This window comes from Microvirga sp. BSC39 (assembly GCF_000739015.1).
Taxonomy (GTDB): Bacteria; Pseudomonadota; Alphaproteobacteria; order Rhizobiales; family Beijerinckiaceae; genus Microvirga.
On record NZ_JPUG01000054.1, the window covers coordinates 1 to 19182 of the forward strand.

The window sequence follows — 19182 nt, forward strand, 5'->3', positions numbered from 1 at the left end:
AATCTTGCGACCGTACTCCCCAGGCGGAATGCTTAAAGCGTTAGCTGCGCCACTGAGCAGCAAGCTGCCCAACGGCTGGCATTCATCGTTTACGGCGTGGACTACCAGGGTATCTAATCCTGTTTGCTCCCCACGCTTTCGCGCCTCAGCGTCAGAACCGGACCAGTCAGCCGCCTTCGCCACTGGTGTTCTTGCGAATATCTACGAATTTCACCTCTACACTCGCAGTTCCACTAACCTCTTCCGGTCTCAAGCCATACAGTATCGAAGGCAATTCTGTGGTTGAGCCACAGGCTTTCACCCCCGACTTATAAAGCCGCCTACGCGCCCTTTACGCCCAGTGATTCCGAACAACGCTAGCCCCCTTCGTATTACCGCGGCTGCTGGCACGAAGTTAGCCGGGGCTTCTTCTGCGGGTACCGTCATTATCGTCCCCGCCGAAAGAGCTTTACAACCCTAAGGCCTTCATCACTCACGCGGCATGGCTGGATCAGGCTTGCGCCCATTGTCCAATATTCCCCACTGCTGCCTCCCGTAGGAGTTTGGGCCGTGTCTCAGTCCCAATGTGGCTGATCATCCTCTCAGACCAGCTACTGATCGTCGCCTTGGTGAGCCATTACCTCACCAACTAGCTAATCAGACGCGGGCCGATCCTTCAGCGATAAATCTTTCTGCTCTCGCACGTATCCGGTATTAGCCCAAGTTTCCCTGGGTTATTCCGAACTGAAGGGCACGTTCCCACGCGTTACTCACCCGTCTGCCACTCACCCCGAAGGATGCGTTCGACTTGCATGTGCTAAGCCTGCCGCCAGCGTTCGTTCTGAGCCAGGATCAAACTCTCAAGTTGAAGAATTTGATCTCGCCTATAGTCACTACGCAAATTGACAGAGTACCTCCATACTCCAGCGTTTCCACTGAAGCGGTGTACTCACCAAAGCATAGAACTGGTCGATGTATCTTACAGCAGCTCGTAAAAGCTGCCCGCAAGGACACCGCCGCCTACGCTTCTCTTCCCCTCTCAACAATGTCAAAGAGCAAAATTCCCCGCCACCAAAGACGAAGAACAGAACCGCGAACCATCCTCCCGCTCGAAGCGCCAGGATCCTCAAGCCCCCGTCAGGCCAGCCACCTCAGCGGCCGCCGTCGATGAACCCTATTTAGTCAAAGCCCGGACCGGTGTCAACAGTATTCGAAAAGAATTTGAAAGTTCTTCTCGAGGGAAGACCGCAGCCGCACAAGTATAGACACAGTAATTCCGTTCACAGAAATGAGATCATTTCCGCGTTGACCTTGCTGCCAGGCCCAAACCCGCAGCCCATGCCGGACAAGAACCGCCAGAGGAGCATCCCAATGCAGCAACGTTACCGTCGAACCGCCGAAGCTCTTGGCCACGCCTGAAGAAAACCTCCAGGCCACCCACACAGCAAAGATAAAGACCAAAGCGAAACGCCCCAGACCAAACCAAAGCAACTGTGTCGGAGAAATCCGGAATGCCGCCGAAAGCGAAGCATCCCAGAAACAGGAGGCGCTGATATAAAGACCCCCGGACATTTTGCAAGGCCTTTGTTGACGGCCCGCGGCAGATGTCAGAGAGACCAGAAGCCTCAGTCCATCTGATATGGGGATTGTGAAGTCTGCTTTGAAGGGGAGCGGCCTGGGGACAAGTGTCGGTTGCGGCAGCTCGCGCCTCCCTCCTAAGGCTCTTTTTACCTTTGGCAGGCGTAATCAGGGAGACCTCTTCTCCCCGGGCTGATCCGTTCAGTCCTAACATCATAACAGACAATGCACTTCAAACGACGGCCCTCATCTTCCGCCGCTCATGGCTATGGCTCTCTCACACAAGGTGAGGATTACAAGACTGAGCTGGACAACCACGAGCCGGACGTTTCCGGCGTTTCTGCTCCGAGGGGGCACGCGGGTCATCGAGCGGGCGAAGTTCCGCCCGCCCGTGCGCAGGCGAACCCCGGCCCTGCGAGCAGCCCGTCCGACATGCGATCCCCCAACGCTACTGCGCCGAAGGGAGGGCAGAGCAGGGGGGCGAATGGTGCTCCGCGCGGAGAAGTGTGGGAGCAGTCCTTCTCCATGTCGCCCGAGGTTCGGTTCACCCGTACGCCCGAGCGCGTCCTGAAGGAGCGCCGGATGAAGGGGGTTCACCAACCGTCCGAGGATGGGATTGAGGAACAGGTCAGGCAGATTGCCGCCACCCGCATGGATGATCCGGCGCCGGCCGTCCAAGAGCGACTGCAGGCCCTCCGCAGCAAGGCGGCCTCCCAGGAAACGGGCGCCGGCAATCCGCGCATCTTCAACCGGGCTCCTGCTTCGGACCGGGGACCGATCACGCGTGCCACAACGCCAGCTCCGGCGACGGAAACTGGACCTCGGAGCGCACCGCCTGCTGCGCCCGGCCATTCACGGAGAATGGCTGAACAGCCCGCGCAGCCTACGCAGAGCAGTCCTGCCGCGCCGGCGCCCTATGAGCTTCAGACAGTTCAGCAATCCTACAGCTTCATGTGGCAGCCAGGAACGTATCTCCTGGACCCGTCGCTCCAGCCTATTCCCGCCATGCCCGTCCAAAGGCAGGAGAAGGAGGACGCTCAACCGGTTAGAGCAGTGATGGCTCCTGTCAAAGCTGCGACTCCGGTCAAACCTGTCGCGCCCGCTCCCTCAAGGGCTCAGCCCCCCGTCCAACGAGAGACGGTGCCATGGGATGATGAAGAGGAGTTTCTCGAAGAGACCCTAGTCGACACCGACTTTGACGATGAGGTCATCATAGAGGAGGCGCCCCGCCGCGCAGCTGTTGTGACCCCTCCGCACGTGAGCCATGCGCCGGCGGCTCCGGTTCCGGCGAACGACAGCTTCCGGCGTGACAACTACGCATCGGTTTCGGTCGGCGTCACGGCGCCGGCCCGAGCCTCCTTCGATTGCGAACTGCCGGCGCTCGATCTGTTGGCTGAGCCGAAGGTCTGGAACAGTGCAGAGGTGCCTGTCGAGGTGCTGCAGGAGAATGCGGCGACCCTCGAGAACGTGCTGTGGGACTTCAATGTCAAGGGCGAGATCATCAACGTTCGTCCCGGCCCTGTTGTGACGTTGTATGAGCTTGAGCCTGCGCCTGGGACGAAGTCGTCGCGCGTGATCTCTCTGGCGGACGACATTGCCCGCTCCATGAGCGCGGTCTCGGCCCGTGTGGCGGTGGTGCAGGGCCGCAACGCCATCGGCATCGAGCTGCCCAACCACAAGCGCGAGACCGTGTTCCTGCGCGAGCTGCTCGCCTCCCAGGACTTCGAGACCTCCAAGCAGAAGCTGGCCCTGTGCCTCGGCAAGACCATCGGGGGAGAGCCCGTCATCGCCGACCTCGCCCGCATGCCCCACCTCCTGGTGGCCGGCACCACAGGCTCGGGCAAGTCGGTGGCGATCAACACCATGATCCTGTCGCTCGTCTACCGCCTCACGCCTGCCGAGTGCCGGCTGATCATGGTCGATCCCAAGATGCTGGAGCTGTCCGTCTATGACGGCATCCCGCACCTGCTCACGCCTGTGGTGACAGACCCCAAGAAGGCGGTCGTGGCGCTCAAATGGGCCGTGCGCGAGATGGAGGACCGCTACCGCAAGATGTCGAAGCTCGGCGTGCGCAACATCGACGGCTTCAACGCCCGGGTGGTGGAGGCCAAAGCCCGCGGCGAGACCATCACCCGCACGGTGCAGACCGGCTTCGACCGGGAGACCGGCGAGGCGGTGTACGAGGACGAGGTGATGGAGCTCGATCCTCTGCCGTACATCGTGGTGATCGTCGACGAGATGGCCGACCTGATGATGGTGGCCGGCAAGGAGATCGAGGGCGCCATCCAGCGCCTGGCCCAGATGGCCCGTGCGGCCGGCATTCACGTGATCCTGGCCACGCAGCGGCCCAGCGTGGACGTGATCACCGGCACGATCAAGGCGAACTTCCCGACCCGGATCTCGTTCCAGGTCACGTCCAAGATCGACAGCCGCACGATCTTAGGCGAGATGGGCGCCGAGCAGCTCCTGGGCCAGGGCGACATGCTGTACATGGCGGGCGGCGGGCGCATCACCCGCGTGCACGGGCCGTTCTGCTCGGACGAGGAGGTGGAGAAGGTGGTGGCGCACCTCAAGCGCCAGGGGCGGCCGCAGTATCTGGAGGCGGTCACGGCCGAGGAGGACGAGGGCGGGGCTGCTTCAGCCGACACGCCGGTGTTCGACCAGGGCGAGTTCGGGGCACCCGGAGGAGACCTGTACGACCAGGCGGTGGCGGTGGTGCTGCGGGACAAGAAGGCATCCACATCCTACATCCAGCGCCGGCTGCAGATCGGCTACAACCGGGCGGCTTCGCTCATGGAGCGCATGGAGCAGGAGGGCATCGTCGGACCAGCAAACCACGCCGGTAAACGCGAAATCCTCATGACCCACCTGGATATGGACGACTGATCCAATGAAAAATTGTGCGGAGAAGAAAAAGGCGGCTCTCACGAGCCGCCTTTCTGGTTTGTGAGGATCCCGTCCAGTTACTCGATGACCTGGACCACCGTCCGGGTCTGCGGATCGACCAGCACGGTCTGGTCGTTCACGACCGTGTAGCTGTAGTTGCTCCGTAGGCCGACTGTCGGTGGGACGGAATAGAGCCTGACGCGTGGCGGCAGGGGCTGGCCGACCACCACCTCGTCGGATACGCGGATCGAGGGGCGGCGCTCGGCGACCACATAGCTGCGGACGCGGGTCGATTCATCAGCGCTGAGAACGCTGCCCGCCGCTGCACCGGCGACACCGCCGACCACGGCGCCGACCGGACCGCCGACGATGGCACCTGTGACCGCGCCGCCTGCGGCGCCCGCGGTCGTGCCGCTCTGGCAGGCAGCAAGGGGAAGAGCCAGAAGAGTCAGAACTGCAGCGGAGCTTAGGACATGATTGCGCATGGCGGATTCCTTTCCGAGTAGCACCATGCGAACGCGGGACAGCTTGGCTGGTTCCCTCCAGGGGGGCGGATCGGTTCCGAAGGCGAAAGCTGTGCAGTGTTGGAGTGCCTCCTTGCCGTTTCCGCTCATGAATGCATCTCTCATGTCAGACATGGCCGTAGATTGAGGAGGGCACCATGGCGGAACGCTCGGGGATTGCGATTGTGACGGGGGCCGGAACCGGCGTGGGCAGAGCCATCTGTGAAGGGCTCGTGAAGGCCGGCTACACCGTGGTGATGGCGGGGCGGCGGCGAGAGGCTCTCGAAGACGCGGCACGCGAGATCGGCGGTGATGACCGCTCCGTCCTCATTGTGCCGACCGACGTAACGGACCCCGCCTCCGTCGCAGCGCTCTTTGCCGCCACGAAGCAGGCTTTCGGTCGGCTCGATCTTCTCGTCAACAATGCAGGCATCGGTTCGCCTGCCATACCTTTGGAGGAGATCCCCTTCGAGCAGTGGCAGACAGTGGTGGCCACGAACCTCACCGGCACGTTCCTCTGCACGCAGGAGGCCTTCCGGATCATGAAGGACCAGAGCCCAAGGGGCGGGCGGATCATCAACAACGGGTCGGTTTCGGCCTATGCCCCGCGTCCGCTCTCGGCGCCTTACACGGCGACGAAGCATGCGGTCCTGGGACTGACGAAGTCCACCTCTCTCGACGGGCGCGCCTACGACATTGCCTGCGGCCAGATCGACATCGGCAATGCGGCCACCGACATGACGGCGAGAATGACCGAGGGCGTCCTGCAGCCGAACGGAACCGTGGCGCCGGAGCCCAGAATCGATCCCAAGCACGTAGCCGATGCGGTCGTCTACATGGCTGGCCTGCCGCTGGACGCCAATGTCCTCACCATGACCGTCATGGCGACCAAGATGCCGTTCGTCGGGCGCGGGTGAGACACATTGCCGTGACTGCGCCGGCTGCACTTGGGATGTAAGCTCAGCCGCCCCACTTCCTCCTGATGGCCGGTGTAAAAGCGCCGCGACGGTCGGCTTCCATTCATCTGGGCTCAGGCAGGGTTCGCTCCGTCAGCCGAGGCGCGGACTGCCTGCCCGCGCCGACGATCTTCTCTTGGTTTTCTCTTGGGGTGAATGATCCGATGATGGCGGCGGAATGAGCGCAATCCTCGTCAAGGTTTTCGCAACGGCCCTGACCTTGAGCCAGGTGCTCGTCGATCCGGACGCGGTCAAGACGAGCTTCGATCCCGTCCGGGATCAGGGCGCGGTGGCTGAGATCCTCAAGAGCGGCTGCACCCACATGCGCCGGGCCTTCGACATCGAGGACATCAATCTCGACGACCTCATCGCGACTGCCATGGACGACCCGCAGGCCGTGACGGGAGACCTGAAGGTCCTGCAGGGGTTGAGCTTCAACGATCTGCACGCGAGCTACCGTCAGTTCTGCAAAGGCGAGACGGTTGAGCCCGCGCCGGTCGATCTCGGAGAGGTGATCTCCTATTACAACGCCGCCGTGGCCGGGCTGCCGGATGCCGGAAAGCTCAAGGGGCTGAAGCTGCCGGGTGTCAGCGTGGTTCTGGACGGCAACGGCAAGCGCTTCGCCGAGGTTTTCGAGCCCGACCACCGGCGCATCTGGGTTCCTTTGGCGGATATCCCGCAGAGCGTGCGGCAAGCCTTCGTTTCGGCAGAGGACAAGCGCTTTCACCAGCATCGGGGCATCGACGAGCGCGGCGTGATCCGCGCCTTCATGGGCAACATGGCCAATCCCGGACGTCCTGCGGGCGGCTCGACCATCACGCAGCAGGTCGCGAAGAACCTGCTCGTGGGCGACGACGTCACCTATGATCGCAAGATGCGCGAGATGATCGTGGCCTCACGCATCGAGCGAGTGCTCAGCAAGGCAGATATCCTCGAGATCTACCTCAACTCGATCTATCTCGGCCGCTCCTCCTGGGGCATCGAGATGGCCGCCCAGAGTTATTTCGGGAAAAGCGCCAAGGCGCTTTCAGTCTCGGAAGGGGCGCTCCTCGCTGGACTGGCCAAGGGACCGAACTACTACAATCCCGACACGAAACCTGAGCGTGCCCAGGAGCGGATGGCCTATGTGCTGAGCCGCATGCAGGAGGATGGCTTCCTGAAGCCCGAACAGGTGCAGCAGGCGGTTGCCTCCTTGCCGCGCCGCGTGGCTCACGAGCGTACCCGACGGACGATGGGGTTCCACTTCGTCGATCACGTCACCCGCGACGCGCGCACGCTTGCCGACATCGAGAGCCTCACTGCGGGCGGCTATACGGTACGCACCACCATCAATGCGGCCCTGCAGCAGGAAACGGAGGCTGCTCTGCAGGAAGGCCTTGCCCGCTATGAGCTGAGCATCGGACGGCAGCGCTATCAAGGCCCCGAGGCCAACCTCGTCGAGGCCGTGAAGACGTTCGAAGGCAGCAAGGATCCTGCCGCTACGAATCCGGCGTGGAGACGCGCATTGGAAGCAGTGCGCCTGCCCCTCTACGATGTCCGCTGGCCGGCAGCCGTGGTGATCGAGAAGGGCAAGGACCGCAAAACGGGCGCGACTGTCCTTCGGGTGGGGCTTGCGGATGGGCGCGTCCTGCCGCTGAACGCCTGGGAGACAGCTCGCCGGGATCTCAAGCTCTATGACGTAGTGCGGGTCCGCGTGATTGAGCAGAAGGGCAAGGGGACGGCTCGCGCCGATCTGAGAACACCGCCCTCGGTGCAGGGCGGCGCCGTCGTGCTGGAGAGCAGGACCGGCCGCATCCTCGCCATGACAGGCGGGTTCTCCTATCCCTTAAGCCAGCTCAACCGCGCCACGCAGGCTCATCGTCAGCCGGGTTCCGCCTTCAAGCCGCTCACCTATCTTGCAGCCCTGTCGAAGGGGCTGCAGCCCAATACACTCATCTGGGATGCGCCCGTGACGCTGCCGCCTGTGGGCGCTCAAGGGGGCGACACCTGGAGCCCGAAGAACTTCGATGGTGGACGCTCGGGCATCATGACCCTGCGAAGGGCGCTCGAGAACTCGAAGAACCTGGTCACGGCGCGTCTTCTCGACGGCGCTATCGAGACCAGACCCGAGGAAAGCCTCAGGCGGATTTGCGAACTCGCCATGGAGGCGCAGCTCTATCTGGAGTGCACCCCGCATTACCCGTTCGTGCTCGGTGCCCAGCCCGTACGGATGCTCGACCTTGCGGCCTTCTATGCGGCGATTGCCAATGAGGGCGCCATGCCGGTTCCCCATGCCATCGAGACGGTGGAGCAGGGGGGACGGGTCGTCTACGGCCGCAAGGCGCGTCCGCTGACACGTCTCGGATCCGCCGATGCTGCCGCCTTCTATCAGCTGAAGAGCATGCTGCAGGGCGTTCTCGAACGTGGCACGGCCCGTTCCCTGAAGGCGCTTGCTCCCTATGCCGCGGGCAAGACCGGAACATCCGACGGCGAGAACGATGCCTGGTTCGTCGGCTTCACCAACGACGTCACGATTGCCGTATGGGTCGGGCACGACAATGCCGACGGCAAGCGCCGCACGCTCGGGCGCGGACAGACAGGCGGCAAGGTGGCGGCTCCCATCTTCCAGTCGATCCTTGAGGCCGCCTGGGAGCACCATGCGCCGAAGTCTGCCCTCAGCCCGCCATCGCCGCAGGCGGCCAAGCAGCTCATCGCCATGCCGATCGATCTGAATACCGGTGACCGGCTGACCGATGGCCGGAAAGGGTTCACGGAGTACTTCCGCCTGAACTGGTTCGGGAGGCTCGCCGAGACGCAGTTCCGCCTCGTGCCGCAGTCGGAAGTCTATGCGTTCCGCAACCCGGATCCCTGGAGCGACGGGGAGGACAGGGGTGGTCCTGATTATTATGAGGACGGGCCGTACGCGCAGGGCCCCGGCTGGCTGGAAAATCCGCGCCAATCTGCTCCTCCCGCGCGCCGCCAGGCGGAACCGGAACGCGGTTTCCGCTGGTGGTGGGAGGATGAAGCCCCCCGCAGACCCAGGCGGGTCGATCCGGACTATTTCTGGCGCAACGGACAGGTTTACTGATGACATTGCAGGTTTTCGTCAGGCGGTCGCTGATCGCTGCCGCGGCTCTTTTCGCCTCCATCGGAGGATCGACGGCAGAGGAGTTCCGGATCGAGGAGGTGCCGTCCGTGACAACCGTTGCTCCCGCAAGGCTGAAGCCCGGGACCATCGTGTTCAGCGATCAACGGGACGACAAGCTGACCGATACCGGCACCGGTCTGATCCGCTTCGAGGATTGGGCTCGCGAACGGCCCGCGCAGAGGCAGTTCCTGAGCCTCTTTCCGGGCTATGCCGAGCCGACGATCAAGGTTTCGGTGCACGGAATTCCGAAAAGCTACACCGAGAAGCTCCACATGTACGTGGTGGAGGCTCGCTTCCTGATCGGCAAGGCGCCGGGTTCTGTTGACCTTGCCCGCTTCGCGCGTCTTGAGACGCTGGAAAAGATCGATCCATCGATCAAGCACCGCCGCATCTCGGTCGAGCAGGCGGCGCCGCAGGTGGATCCCTCGATCGCCCATAACCGGCACCCCAACCGCCGCTGGTGCGAGGTTCCCGCAAGCCTGTGCATCGAGTCCCGATACCCGCTCGAAGGCAAGCTGCCGGTCGGCATTCGTTTGGCCAACAAGCTGGAGGAGGGCGGCAAGAAGATCTCGGAATTCATGGAGTTTCAGACCGAGATCCGTGTGCTGCCTCGGGAGGAGATCGATCGTGCCGGTCTCACCAAGCTCACGGCACTTGAGGCGCCCGTCGTCGGGGTGCTCGAGCAGACGATCTTCAGCGTGAACCAGGTGATGCAGTTCGGAAAGCTGCTCGCGATCCTTCAGGAGCATCCTACCGATCCGAACAGGACGGTGGCGACGGTGTTCATGGCGCTCGCCGTCGAGACTGATGTGCTGGAGCGCAAGAAGGAGTTCGAGAACGTTCCCGTGCTGCGCAATCTCATCCCGGCCCAGGTGCTGATGGGCAAAAGCTCGTTCAATTCCGGCAACTCCATCAGCGCCGGTCTTCCCGATTATGTTCGGAACCGTATCCGCTCCATCGCCGACCTGATCGAGCGGTAGGCAAGTTTATCGAGCTCGGAATAGAAAAAGCCCCGTTCACAGCAGGCTGAACGGGGCTGCAAGTCTGCGGAGGCGACAAGGGGTTGCGGGGAATGGTGCCTCCGTACCAAACCAAGTATTCATCTTGGTTGATGTTCCTTGCCGATCTCCTGTTTCGAACCTTGACGGGCATCAAATTTCCTTGATTGCGCCACGATTGAGGCTCTGACTGGCTTTGCTGGACTCCTGGGCAGGTGTGTTGGAACGTCCCAGAGGCGTAACAACCCTGCTCGGTTGATGTTTGAGCCCGGCAGTCTGCGTTTCTTCCTCCCGAACTTGCCTTCCCCGGTTTAGCCTGGGGAAGGCTTTTTGCTGAAGTGGGGGAGAGTGCCCCCGTCCTTTCGTTCCGGCCTGCCGGCTGCTATCTCCCCTCTACAGGTCAGATCCGGATTGCCTCTGCCGCTCCCGGCGGAGCGACCGAAAGCGCAAAGGTGTCCCGTGGCCAAAGCGATTCACTCCATGATCCGGGTGCTCGACGAGCAACGGTCTCTCGCGTTCTACGAGAAGGCTTTCGGCCTTACGGTGGCGGAGCGCCTGGCGTTCGAAGGCTTCACGCTGCTCTACCTGAGCAACCCCGAGAGCGAGTTCGAGCTCGAGTTGACGGTCAATCACGGCCGCACGGAACCTTATGTGTTGGGCGACGGCTATGGGCATATCGCACTTTCCGTGGAGGATCTTGAGGCCGAGCATGCCCGGTTCGAGGCGCTTGGTCTTGACCCGACGCCCCTGAAGGAGCTGAAGCTTGAGGGCACGCCTCCGGCCCGGTTCTTTTTCGTGCAGGACCCGGATGGCTATAAGATAGAGGTGCTGCAGCGGGGTGGCCGCTACAAGTAGACCACCATCGCTGTTCACCTGTTGAGTTCCTAGAGATAGTCCGTGGCCGTCCGTCCCATCATCCGCTTTCCCGATCCTCGCCTGCGCCAGAAGGCGGAACCTATCCTCGACATCGACGAGGAGGTCCGGGCCTTGGCAGAGGATCTGACGGAGACGATGCATGCCGCACCCGGCATCGGCATCACGGCTCCGCATGTCGGGGTGCTGCGGCAGCTCGTGGTGATCCAGCTCGGGGGTGAGGCCTTGCCTCACATTTCGATCAATCCAGAGATCGTCTGGTCCTCCCCGGAGAGGATCCGGCACATGGAGGGAAGCGTCTCCATGCCGGGTGTCAATGACGAGGTCGAGCGTCATGCCAGGGTGCGGGTGAGATACAGGGGGCTGGACGGCATGGAGCATGAGGAGGAGGCCGAGGGCCTGATGGCGGTCTGCTTCCAGCACGAGATCGATCAGCTCGACGGCATCTTCTGGATCGACCGTCTATCGAAACTGAAGCGGGACCGTCTGATCAAGCGGTTCGACAAGCTCCAGCGCGCGAAGGCCTGATGGTGGAGCTGCGCTGACAATGGAGTTCTGGGAACGTGGTTGAAGTTTATCGCATCGAATCCGTAGCCTCGGAGGAGGCCGGCGGCGGCATCATCCGCCGGATCCTGGTTCGCACCGACTCCGTCGAAAAGGCGAAGGAGCGGGCCTTGAAGGTGTTCTCCCTGGCGCGACGCCCCCAATCCCGCGACCTGGATGTGGAGTCCGTCCGCGTGCTCGACGGGGCCGGCTACGAGGTCTTCTCGATCAGCACCAGGGACTGACGTTCTCAGCGCGGCATGAGAGCTCCTGGGGAAAAGCCAAACACCATTTGACAGCGTGCCCAATCACCGGTACGAGCGCGCCTCCATCGCGAGAAACGCCCGCCTGGGCACGCGATGTGAAGGGAAATGCGCGGGCGTAGCTCAGTCGGTTAGAGTGCCGGCCTGTCACGCCGGAGGTCGCGGGTTCGAGCCCCGTCGCCCGCGCCACTTCTCCCTCAGGCTGTAATCGTGAGCAGCCATCTTCGGACAATCGAGAGATACCTGTACGGCCACCCGTCCGGCAAACAACATCCTGCCTGAACGAGCAAAGGAGCCGCCGGGGCTCCTTTGCATTGGCATTTCGACGATACTGAGTGCCGTCAGGCGATCTTGCCGCCACCCTGCTTGGTGATGACAAGCACGGAGGGACGGGTGGGCATGCCATCCTTGAAATCGGGCCAGCGGGTGGCCGGATTCTCGAAAGTGGATGAGCCTTCATCGACCTCGCCCGGGTGCTGAACCGCGAGGAAGAGCGATTCGTCGTTGGGCGTGAAGAACGGGCCGCACAGTTCGCCACCGACCGGCACGCGGAAGAAGTGCTTGGACGTGCCGCGCCGTTCGCCTTCGGTCTCGAGCGCCCAGAGGCCGTCCGCCCGGCCCGTGGCCTTGGCGTTGTTGCCGTCGGTGGAGATCCAGAGGCGGCCCTGGCTGTCGATGGCGCAGTTGTCCGGCATGCCGAACCAGCCGTTCTTGGTGGTCTCGGACGAGAAGGTCGCGCCGACCGCCGCGACGGAAGGGTCGCCGCACCTCACCAGGACCTCCCAAGTGAAGGCATCCGCCGCGTGGTTGCCGCCCTCCGGCATCATCTCGACGATGTGGCCGAACGCGTTGTTGGCGCGCGGGTTGGCCGCATCCACCTGGTCTTCCTTGCGCCGCGTGTTGTTCGTGAGCATGACGTAGACGCGGTTGGTCTGCGGATTCGCCTCGATATCCTCCGGTCGGTCCATCTTGGTGGCGCCGAGGAGGTCTGCTGCGCGGCGGGTCTCGATCAGCACATCGGCCTGGGTCTTGAAGCCGTTGGCTTCGGTAAGCGGTCCCTGGCCATGCACCATCGGCAGCCAGGTGCCCGTGCCGTCGGCGTTGTACTTCGCCACGTAGAGAGTGCCCTCGTCGAGCAGGCCGAAGTTCGCAGCGCGGTTCTGTGGATCCACCTTGCCGGCGGTGACGAATTTGTAGACGTAGTCGAAACGCTCGTCGTCGCCGAGATAGACCACATAGCGGCCGTCGCTGTTGGTGATGCCGGCGGCACCTTCGTGCTTGGTGCGGCCCAGGGCCGTGCGCTTCTTCGGCACGAAGTTCGGGTCGAAGGGATCGACCTCCACCACCCAGCCGAAACGGTTCGGCTCGTTCGGCTCCTTGGCGAGGTCGAAGCGATCGTGGAACTTGCCCCACGCATAAGCCGGCGTGCCGATGCCGTAGCGCTTGTAGTTCTTGGCCTCGGGATGATCGTCGGCGATCTTGCCCCAGAAATAGCCGTTGAAGTTCTCCTCGCAACTCAGCCACGTGCCCCAGGGCGTCACGCCGCCGGCGCAGTTGTTGAGCATGCCACGCACGCTGCGGCCGCTCGTGTCGGCTGACGTCTTCATGCGGTCATGCCCGGCGGCCGGCCCGGTGATCTCCATGGGCGTGTCCGCGGTGATGCGGCGGTTGTACTTGGAATCCCGCACCACCTGCCATTTACCGTCGACGCGCCGGATCTCGACCACCGCGCCGCCATGAGCGGCGATCTCGATGGCCACGAGGTCCTTAGTCATCTTCGAGAAGTTGGCGTCCTTGGAATCCTGCACGCCCACGCCCGGGAACATCAGCTCCTCGTTGGTGTATTCGTGGTTCGCGACCAGGAGGCCGTGATCGGCCGAACCGTTGAGCGGGATGAACCCGATGAAATCGGTGTTGTAGCCGAACTGGCGCGCCTGAGCGTCCGCCGTCTGCTTCATCGGATCGAACTCGGGAGCGTCCGGGAAGAGCGGGTCGCCCCAGCGCAGGAGCACCTGAGCATCGTAGCCCTCGGCCACGTGGTGCGTATGGTCGACGCCCGCCTCGATTTCCTTGAAGTCGAAGGAGATCGGGTTCGATGCCTTCTTGGCCGGCTGCTCGTTGGCCGCCAGAGCCCGATGGCCAACGGTCGCCGAGATGGCCGCCACGGCCAGCGAGCCCCGCAGGAGGTCGCGCCGGTTGAAGCGGGTCGCGATGATCTCACCCATGGTGAGGTTGTGCGTCGGATTCACCCCGACATCGCCTGAATCTTCCAGTTCGCTGGCGCGAAGGCGGCCCTTGTGCTCGTCCATATCGGTTTCTCCGTCTTATGTGACGGTCATGCCTTAGAACTGTTCCATGTAAGCTACATGACAGTTCCGCAGGGTGAGGGTGCGGACCGCGACAACCGCTGCGGGATCCTGTATGGTCCCGGCATGAGCAATGAAACTACTGAAATCCGCGATCAGCTGTCCGACCAATGGCAGAAGGTGGCCATCGACCTGATCCGCAAGGGGCTCCCCGCCGAAACGGTCTTTGAGACCCTCCTGACCGTGGGTCTGGCGGGCCAGGTCGAACTGCACGGCAAGCACTTCATGGCCGGAAAGCTCGTGGCGATTGCCGAGCAACTGTCCGAACAGGTCCGGCGTGAGAAGGAGGCTCTCCAGGAAGCCTCGACGGCCACGAAGAACTAGGCTCTAGCGGGTCCTGTGGGAGCTTCTTCAAAATTCATCATAGACGTTTTTCCATTGCAACGTCTGAGGCAATTGCCGCGTTAGCTCGACGAACCCTCGAAGTGGCTCTGGCTGCTTCTCACGCCCAACAACCACAATGGGGTGGTGCCTCATGCAGCAGGCGCTCGACAGTAATACCCTGGACCGCTTGATCGCCCTGGGACGCCAGCACGGACAACTGACCACCCTGGACCTCGAGACCAATCTGCCGATCCATTCCATGAGTGCGGAAGACATCGCGTTGATCGTGGTTCATCTCGAAGACGCCGGTGTCCCGGTCGAGTTGGATGACAGCCTGTTGGCCTCACATCCCAAACCGGTCGCGGCCTCTGCGAGGAGCGCCGAGATCATCCCGTTCCCGGATCGCGCGGCCGCTGCCCGGCTGAAGAAGCGGACTGCTCCCCTCCAGAAGGCGACACCCGTCCAGGCCTCGGAACCCGCCTTCGTCCAGCAGGAGAAGCGTGCGGCCCATTGGGCCGTGGCAATCGGAGGTCTTCTCGTCCTCGTGCTGATGGTCGGGGCTCTCGTCCTCTTCGGCGTCTGACCGGCTGAGCGGTTCTGCCCTTAGAGCTCGGCTTCCGCCTGCCCGATGACGGGCAGCGGCTTGACGGCCGGTCCGGTGAACTGGGTCACGCTCAGCTCCTGCTGATTGCGGGAGGCGAAGCCCAGATCCAGAAACGCCGTGCGAGGATCGAACAGAGCTTTGACCGCTGCCTTCTCGTCATAACCCAGAATGGGCTCCGGTCCGGGAACGTTCGGCGGGGCCGGCAGGATCGCCGAGACCGCATCTGTCACCTGATCGGGCAGGGTGGCACTGGCGAGCCTGATCTCCTTCGGGCGCTGCGGCGGCAGAGGTGCAGGAGTGACGGGAGCTGCAATGCTCTCAGGATCGGCGGAGGCCACTGTCACGACCGGGCTCTCCTGCAAGGGCGCCTGTTGCGGCGCAGGCTGAGTGTTCCCGCGCCCGAACAGATTGGCCAGAACATTCCCGATGGATGGACCTGAACCGGCCGAGGCCTGGGTGGCCATGACGGCATTGCGGGCCGGAATTTCGGCCTTCGCCACCTCGTAGCCCGAGAGCGGCTTGCCGTTCGAAGGCAGGTGCAGGGTTTTGCCATCCGGGAACAGCTGCACCAGTTGCTGCTGAGACATGCGCGGCCAGGCGCGCACATTGCCCGTATCCACATGGACGAAGGCGGAGGAGGGATAATAACCCACGCCGCCATACTGCATCTTCATGGCAATCGCCCGCAGGCGTCCGGTCTCCACGTCGGGGAGGCGGATGTCCATGGCTTTGCCGAGCATGTGCTGGCTGTGCTCCGCCACGCCGCTGGACCGGCGGCGCAGGGCACCGTTGGTTTCCGGCGAGCGGTAGGCGGAGATGATGTTGATGGGCTGCGAGGAGCCGGATTCCCGGTAGACTTCCCAGAGGATATCGAACAGGCGCGGGTCCATCTGCGCCGGCTTGTCGACGCGCCAGTCGCGCAGGAACCAGTTGAGCTGGCTCAGGGCGCCCTCGTCAAAACTGCCGTTCCGGCGGAATGTGACGGTCAGGCTCTCACGCGTATGGGTATGGAAGAAGCTGAGAGTGCGGGTCTCACCGAGCGCGGCCGCCCCGTGCATAGGGCCCAAGGCAAATGTCAGGAGAGCGGAGGCTGCAGCCGAGAGACCGACAATGGAGCGGAGTGCTCTGCCTCGACCGGACAAGCGGCCGCACTTCGGCACAGTGACCGTCTTCCATCCGCCAGCCGATCGCCTGGATCGGGCGAAGATCCCCGCCATGGTTCGTAAATTCCCGCGTCCCTAAAGCGACGTGTGATCGTTAACCATGGCAAAAATAGGCACAAAGCGTGCCTATTTGCTTAATCAGGAACGGGCGGCGGTTCGATCGCGCTTGCCGCGACCGGATGACGAGTTCAGGACGACCACCTTGGTGCCCGTCGGCGTGTGGTTGTAGAGATCCATGACATCCTGGTTGATCATGCGGATGCAGCCGGACGAAACATTGGTGCCGATGGTCCATGGCTCGAAGGTGCCGTGGATGCGGTAGAGCGTGTCCTTGTTGCCCTGCCAGAGATAGAGGGCGCGGGCGCCCAACGGGTTCCCCGGCCCGCCGGGCATTCCGGCGCCCCCGGGCAGTTCGCCCATCTGTTCCATCAGCTCAGGCTCGCGGGCGAACATCTCCTTCGGCGGGTACCAGTCGGGCCATTCCTGCTTGTCCTTGATGGTGGCAGCGCCCGACCAGCCGAAGCCGGAGCGGCCCACGCCTACGCCGTAACGCACGGCCATGCCGTCGCGCATGACGAGATAGAGATACCGGCTCTGAGGATCGACCACGATGGTTCCCGGAGCTTCCGTAGTGTCGTACTGCACCACGCGCCGGAGATAGGCCGGATTGATCCGCGAGAGTTCGATGCCGGGAATGGGGTAGAGATCGTCGTCCACTGGTCCATACATGCGCTGATAGGCGGACATATCGCGCAGGGACTGGGCGATGGCGCCGTTGGACGGCAGGCTGGCACCCGCGGCAGCGGCTGACGCTCCAAGCAGGAAGGTTCTGCGGCTGAGGTCCATTGTGCTCTCCCCGATGTTCTGTAACTCGACAATAAGAAGACGCAGGACCACGCATGCCGGTTTCATGCTAGCTGCTATGCTTTGCGGGCAGAACCAGGCTTGGCGGTTCACGTTTGGGCGAGGCAAGGGCAGGGGCGAAGCGGTATGACGATTGAAAACCTCTCGTGGTCATGGCTGGCCGGCAGCGCCGCGCTCGGCATTCTGCTGGTGCTCGTTCTCTTCCTGACCCGGAAGCCACGCTACCGCCGCTCCACGATCATGACCGAGAATGAGCGGGAGTTTTACGAACGCCTCCTCGCGGCCTGCCCCGACTGCCAGATCTGGCCGCAGGTCCCCATCCTGGCGCTGGTTCGGCCCGATGCCAAGGAGGGCAGCCGCGCCTTCTGGATGGCGTTCAAGCGGATCTCGAACACCCGGGTCGACTGGGCAATCGTCAGGGATCTGGAAGTGCTCGCGATCGTCGAACTCGACGACCGTTCACACGATGCCCGGAAGGATGCGCAGCGCGACAAGATCCTGAAATCGTGCGGCTACCGCGTCGTGCGGTTCAGTTCCAGCCGCAGACCCGATCCACGGCAGATCCACGAGGCGATCTTCGCGAAATGATGTCAGGCGGAGACCGCCCTCCGGTCTGCCGTTCCGAAGCTTTCATAGAGCTCATCCCGCAGAACGTCAGGCTCCGACAGGTAGCGTGCCGAATGATGGAACGGCATGACATGCCGGACACCGGCTTCGCGGGCGAGGGCACCGGCCTCTCGAGCTGTCAGGTGCCGTGACGCCAGAGCCAGCGGGCGGTCGCATTCCAGAAACACGGCTTCGATGAAGAGCTGGTCGGCTTTGTCGGCAAGACGCAGGATCTTGGCCCGGTTGTCCGCATGGGGAGCAGCATCGGTCACATAGGCGACCGCCTGGCCGGGAGCCACCCGCAGGGCCTGGTGCTTGAGATCCACGAGACGGATGGATCCACCTGGGAAATCGATGAGGTGGTCGTCCGGCAGCCCCAGGCGGACCGCGCGCTTTGCCTCGTTCAGCCACGGGCCGGGAGCGAGGTTCATCTCGCCCAGCACGCCTCGCCAGACATTCACCTGCAGCACCTCCCGCAGGGCGAAGGCGAGGGATGGGATGCCGTGGTCGAGCGCAACGGCCTCGATCCTGAACTCATCCTCCATCCAGGCGATGCCGTCCGGAAAGACGGGCGGCTCGATCTCGCGACGAGCGAAGGCTTCGCGGGCATGGAACTCGGCTGCCGTCGTCAGGCGAGTTCCATCGTAATCCATGCCGCGGAGGCAGAAATCCACCGAGTTCTCGTCGAGCAGATTCCACGTGAAGCTTCGGATCCGGTGCTCGACCTGCTCCGTGAAGCCCGGCGGGCCGATGAGCGTCAGCGGGGACGAGCGGTGGAGGCAGAGGCGGAACAGGCGGTCGAAGCCGGCCACGTGGTCCACATGCGTATGGGACACGAAGACGTGGCTCACCCGCAGCAATTCGCGGGACGAGAGGGCGCTGACATCGCCAAGGTCGAACAGAATGGCCCGGCGGCCATAGCGGAAGTCGAGATAGAGACCTGGATCGCTGAAGGGGTCGTTCACGAGGCGGGGTTGAACAAGCCAACTCATGCCGGGCCAACGACCCGCGATCCGGAGTGTTCCCGCTGCCTCAGGCCTCGCGGTTGCCGGTATAGCGCGCGTAGGTCCGCTGCCCGGACGGCCCGAACAGGATCACCTCATAGGTGTCGGGCTCCATGCCCTCGACCTCCATGCCGGGCGATCCGACGGGCATGCCCGGTACGGAGAGACCCTTGCCGTCAGGCTTCTCGGCCAGGAGACGCTTGATCGCGGCCGGCGGAACATGTCCCTCGATCACATAACCGCCGATCTCCGCCGTATGGCAGGACGCCAGGGATTCGGGAACGCCGAGGCGGGTTTTCAGGCGGTTGACCTCAGGGGACTCGATAATCTCGACGTTGAAGCCTGCCGCCTGGACATGCTTGACCCATCCGGTGCAGCAGCCGCAGTTCGGGTCCTTGGTCACCACCATCTTCGGCAGGGTCTCGGCCGCCAAGGAGGTCCGTGACGTCATGATCAGGCCGGACGCGGCAAAGCCCGTGAGCAACCCCCGTCGGCTGATCGGCAGGTTCGAACTCATGAAAGTCTCCTCCTGTGCGTCGGCCCGG

17 protein-coding genes, 1 tRNA gene and 1 rRNA gene are annotated in these 19182 nt (G+C 63.2%); 11 read left to right on the forward strand and 8 right to left on the reverse strand.

Going from position 1 to position 19182, the window contains the following annotated elements:
* Positions 1–847: ribosomal RNA gene (locus MA07_RS08150) — 16S ribosomal RNA — on the reverse strand; the annotation flags it as partial.
* 332 nt (positions 848–1179) lie between these two features.
* Positions 1180–1551, reverse strand: coding sequence for a hypothetical protein (locus tag MA07_RS29530; protein ID WP_152568779.1), 372 nt, complete (start codon positions 1549–1551; stop codon positions 1180–1182).
* 531 nt (positions 1552–2082) lie between these two features.
* Between MA07_RS29530 and MA07_RS30790 the strand changes: the two genes are divergently transcribed.
* Positions 2083–4443 (forward strand): DNA translocase FtsK, encoded by a 2361-nt coding sequence (locus tag MA07_RS30790; protein WP_244445195.1) that lies wholly within the window; start codon positions 2083–2085, stop codon positions 4441–4443.
* A 77-nt stretch (positions 4444–4520) separates the two neighbouring features.
* Here the strand turns inward: MA07_RS30790 and MA07_RS08160 are convergent, their stop codons facing one another.
* Positions 4521–4928 (reverse strand): DUF1236 domain-containing protein, encoded by a 408-nt coding sequence (locus MA07_RS08160; protein WP_036349238.1) that lies wholly within the window; start codon positions 4926–4928, stop codon positions 4521–4523.
* Positions 4929–5104: 176 nt separating this feature from the next.
* On the opposite strand from MA07_RS08160, the gene MA07_RS08165 reads away from it, so the two are divergent.
* The 7 genes from MA07_RS08165 to MA07_RS08195 all read left to right on the forward strand — a co-directional run bounded on the left by MA07_RS08165 (position 5105) and on the right by MA07_RS08195 (position 11895).
* Complete coding sequence (locus MA07_RS08165) at positions 5105–5863, forward strand: SDR family oxidoreductase (protein WP_036349178.1); 759 nt, start codon at positions 5105–5107, stop codon at positions 5861–5863.
* Positions 5864–6080: 217 nt separating this feature from the next.
* Positions 6081–8969, forward strand: coding sequence for a PBP1A family penicillin-binding protein (locus MA07_RS08170; RefSeq protein ID WP_036349180.1), 2889 nt, complete (start codon positions 6081–6083; stop codon positions 8967–8969).
* Positions 8969–10009, forward strand: coding sequence for a hypothetical protein (locus MA07_RS08175; RefSeq protein WP_036349183.1), 1041 nt, complete (start codon positions 8969–8971; stop codon positions 10007–10009). The genes MA07_RS08170 and MA07_RS08175 overlap by 1 nt, the downstream gene beginning before the upstream one ends.
* 477 nt (positions 10010–10486) lie before the next feature.
* Positions 10487–10882 carry a VOC family protein gene (locus MA07_RS08180; protein ID WP_036349184.1) on the forward strand — a complete coding sequence of 132 codons (396 nt, stop codon included), beginning with the start codon at positions 10487–10489 and terminating at the stop codon, positions 10880–10882.
* A gap of 42 nt (positions 10883–10924) precedes the next feature.
* Positions 10925–11428 (forward strand): peptide deformylase, encoded by a 504-nt coding sequence (locus MA07_RS08185; RefSeq protein WP_036349185.1) that lies wholly within the window; start codon positions 10925–10927, stop codon positions 11426–11428.
* A gap of 35 nt (positions 11429–11463) precedes the next feature.
* The gene (locus MA07_RS08190) at positions 11464–11688 is read left to right on the forward strand and encodes a hypothetical protein (protein ID WP_036349186.1); all 225 of its coding nucleotides are present in this window, start codon (positions 11464–11466) and stop codon (positions 11686–11688) included.
* 130 nt (positions 11689–11818) lie between these two features.
* Positions 11819–11895: transfer RNA gene (locus MA07_RS08195), tRNA-Asp, on the forward strand.
* 152 nt (positions 11896–12047) lie between these two features.
* Here MA07_RS08195 and MA07_RS08200 read toward each other — a convergent pair.
* Positions 12048–14015 (reverse strand): PhoX family phosphatase, encoded by a 1968-nt coding sequence (locus tag MA07_RS08200; RefSeq protein ID WP_036349187.1) that lies wholly within the window; start codon positions 14013–14015, stop codon positions 12048–12050.
* A 57-nt stretch (positions 14016–14072) separates the two neighbouring features.
* On the opposite strand from MA07_RS08200, the gene MA07_RS08205 reads away from it, so the two are divergent.
* Both MA07_RS08205 and MA07_RS08210 read left to right on the forward strand, forming a co-directional pair.
* Complete coding sequence (locus MA07_RS08205; protein ID WP_036349189.1) at positions 14073–14396, forward strand: hypothetical protein; 324 nt, start codon at positions 14073–14075, stop codon at positions 14394–14396.
* A gap of 151 nt (positions 14397–14547) precedes the next feature.
* A complete protein-coding gene (locus MA07_RS08210) occupies positions 14548–14979 on the forward strand; it encodes an RNA polymerase sigma factor region1.1 domain-containing protein (RefSeq protein ID WP_036349191.1) in 432 nt (143 codons plus the stop codon).
* Between the two features lie 20 nt (positions 14980–14999).
* On the opposite strand, the gene MA07_RS08215 is transcribed toward MA07_RS08210, so the two are convergent.
* Entirely contained in the window at positions 15000–16058 is a 1059-nt protein-coding gene (locus tag MA07_RS08215) for a DUF882 domain-containing protein (RefSeq protein WP_052002947.1), read from the reverse strand.
* A 243-nt stretch (positions 16059–16301) separates the two neighbouring features.
* Positions 16302–17009, reverse strand: a complete 708-nt coding sequence (locus MA07_RS08220) for a L,D-transpeptidase (protein ID WP_036349194.1) — start codon at positions 17007–17009, stop codon at positions 16302–16304.
* Positions 17010–17153: 144 nt separating this feature from the next.
* Here MA07_RS08220 and MA07_RS27610 point away from each other — a divergent pair, with 144 nt between their 5' ends.
* Positions 17154–17615: a DUF2726 domain-containing protein gene (locus MA07_RS27610; protein WP_052002948.1), complete on the forward strand. Its 462-nt coding sequence runs from the start codon at positions 17154–17156 to the stop codon at positions 17613–17615.
* 2 nt (positions 17616–17617) lie between these two features.
* Here the strand turns inward: MA07_RS27610 and MA07_RS08230 are convergent, their stop codons facing one another.
* Both MA07_RS08230 and MA07_RS08235 read right to left on the reverse strand, forming a co-directional pair.
* Complete coding sequence (locus tag MA07_RS08230) at positions 17618–18625, reverse strand: MBL fold metallo-hydrolase (RefSeq protein ID WP_036349197.1); 1008 nt, start codon at positions 18623–18625, stop codon at positions 17618–17620.
* Between the two features lie 40 nt (positions 18626–18665).
* Positions 18666–19154, reverse strand: coding sequence for a DUF411 domain-containing protein (locus MA07_RS08235; protein ID WP_036349199.1), 489 nt, complete (start codon positions 19152–19154; stop codon positions 18666–18668).
* Positions 19155–19182 lie beyond the last annotated feature (28 nt).

What these genes read in the sequence shown, in the direction of transcription:
- MA07_RS29530 (WP_152568779.1), bottom strand. Translation starts at nt 1,551, where the DNA reads ATGTCCGGGGGTCTTTATATCAGCGCCTCCTGTTTCTGGGATGCTTCG.
- MA07_RS30790 (WP_244445195.1), top strand. Translation starts at nt 2,083, where the DNA reads ATGTCGCCCGAGGTTCGGTTCACCCGTACGCCCGAGCGCGTCCTGAAG.
- MA07_RS08160 (WP_036349238.1), bottom strand. Translation starts at nt 4,928, where the DNA reads ATGCGCAATCATGTCCTAAGCTCCGCTGCAGTTCTGACTCTTCTGGCT.
- MA07_RS08165 (WP_036349178.1), top strand. Translation starts at nt 5,105, where the DNA reads ATGGCGGAACGCTCGGGGATTGCGATTGTGACGGGGGCCGGAACCGGC.
- MA07_RS08170 (WP_036349180.1), top strand. Translation starts at nt 6,081, where the DNA reads ATGAGCGCAATCCTCGTCAAGGTTTTCGCAACGGCCCTGACCTTGAGC.
- MA07_RS08175 (WP_036349183.1), top strand. Translation starts at nt 8,969, where the DNA reads ATGACATTGCAGGTTTTCGTCAGGCGGTCGCTGATCGCTGCCGCGGCT.
- MA07_RS08200 (WP_036349187.1), bottom strand. Translation starts at nt 14,015, where the DNA reads ATGGACGAGCACAAGGGCCGCCTTCGCGCCAGCGAACTGGAAGATTCA.
- MA07_RS08205 (WP_036349189.1), top strand. Translation starts at nt 14,073, where the DNA reads ATGACAGTTCCGCAGGGTGAGGGTGCGGACCGCGACAACCGCTGCGGG.
- MA07_RS08210 (WP_036349191.1), top strand. Translation starts at nt 14,548, where the DNA reads ATGCAGCAGGCGCTCGACAGTAATACCCTGGACCGCTTGATCGCCCTG.
- MA07_RS08215 (WP_052002947.1), bottom strand. Translation starts at nt 16,058, where the DNA reads ATGCACGGGGCGGCCGCGCTCGGTGAGACCCGCACTCTCAGCTTCTTC.
- MA07_RS08220 (WP_036349194.1), bottom strand. Translation starts at nt 17,009, where the DNA reads ATGGACCTCAGCCGCAGAACCTTCCTGCTTGGAGCGTCAGCCGCTGCC.
- MA07_RS27610 (WP_052002948.1), top strand. Translation starts at nt 17,154, where the DNA reads ATGACGATTGAAAACCTCTCGTGGTCATGGCTGGCCGGCAGCGCCGCG.
- MA07_RS08230 (WP_036349197.1), bottom strand. Translation starts at nt 18,625, where the DNA reads ATGAGTTGGCTTGTTCAACCCCGCCTCGTGAACGACCCCTTCAGCGAT.
- MA07_RS08235 (WP_036349199.1), bottom strand. Translation starts at nt 19,154, where the DNA reads ATGAGTTCGAACCTGCCGATCAGCCGACGGGGGTTGCTCACGGGCTTT.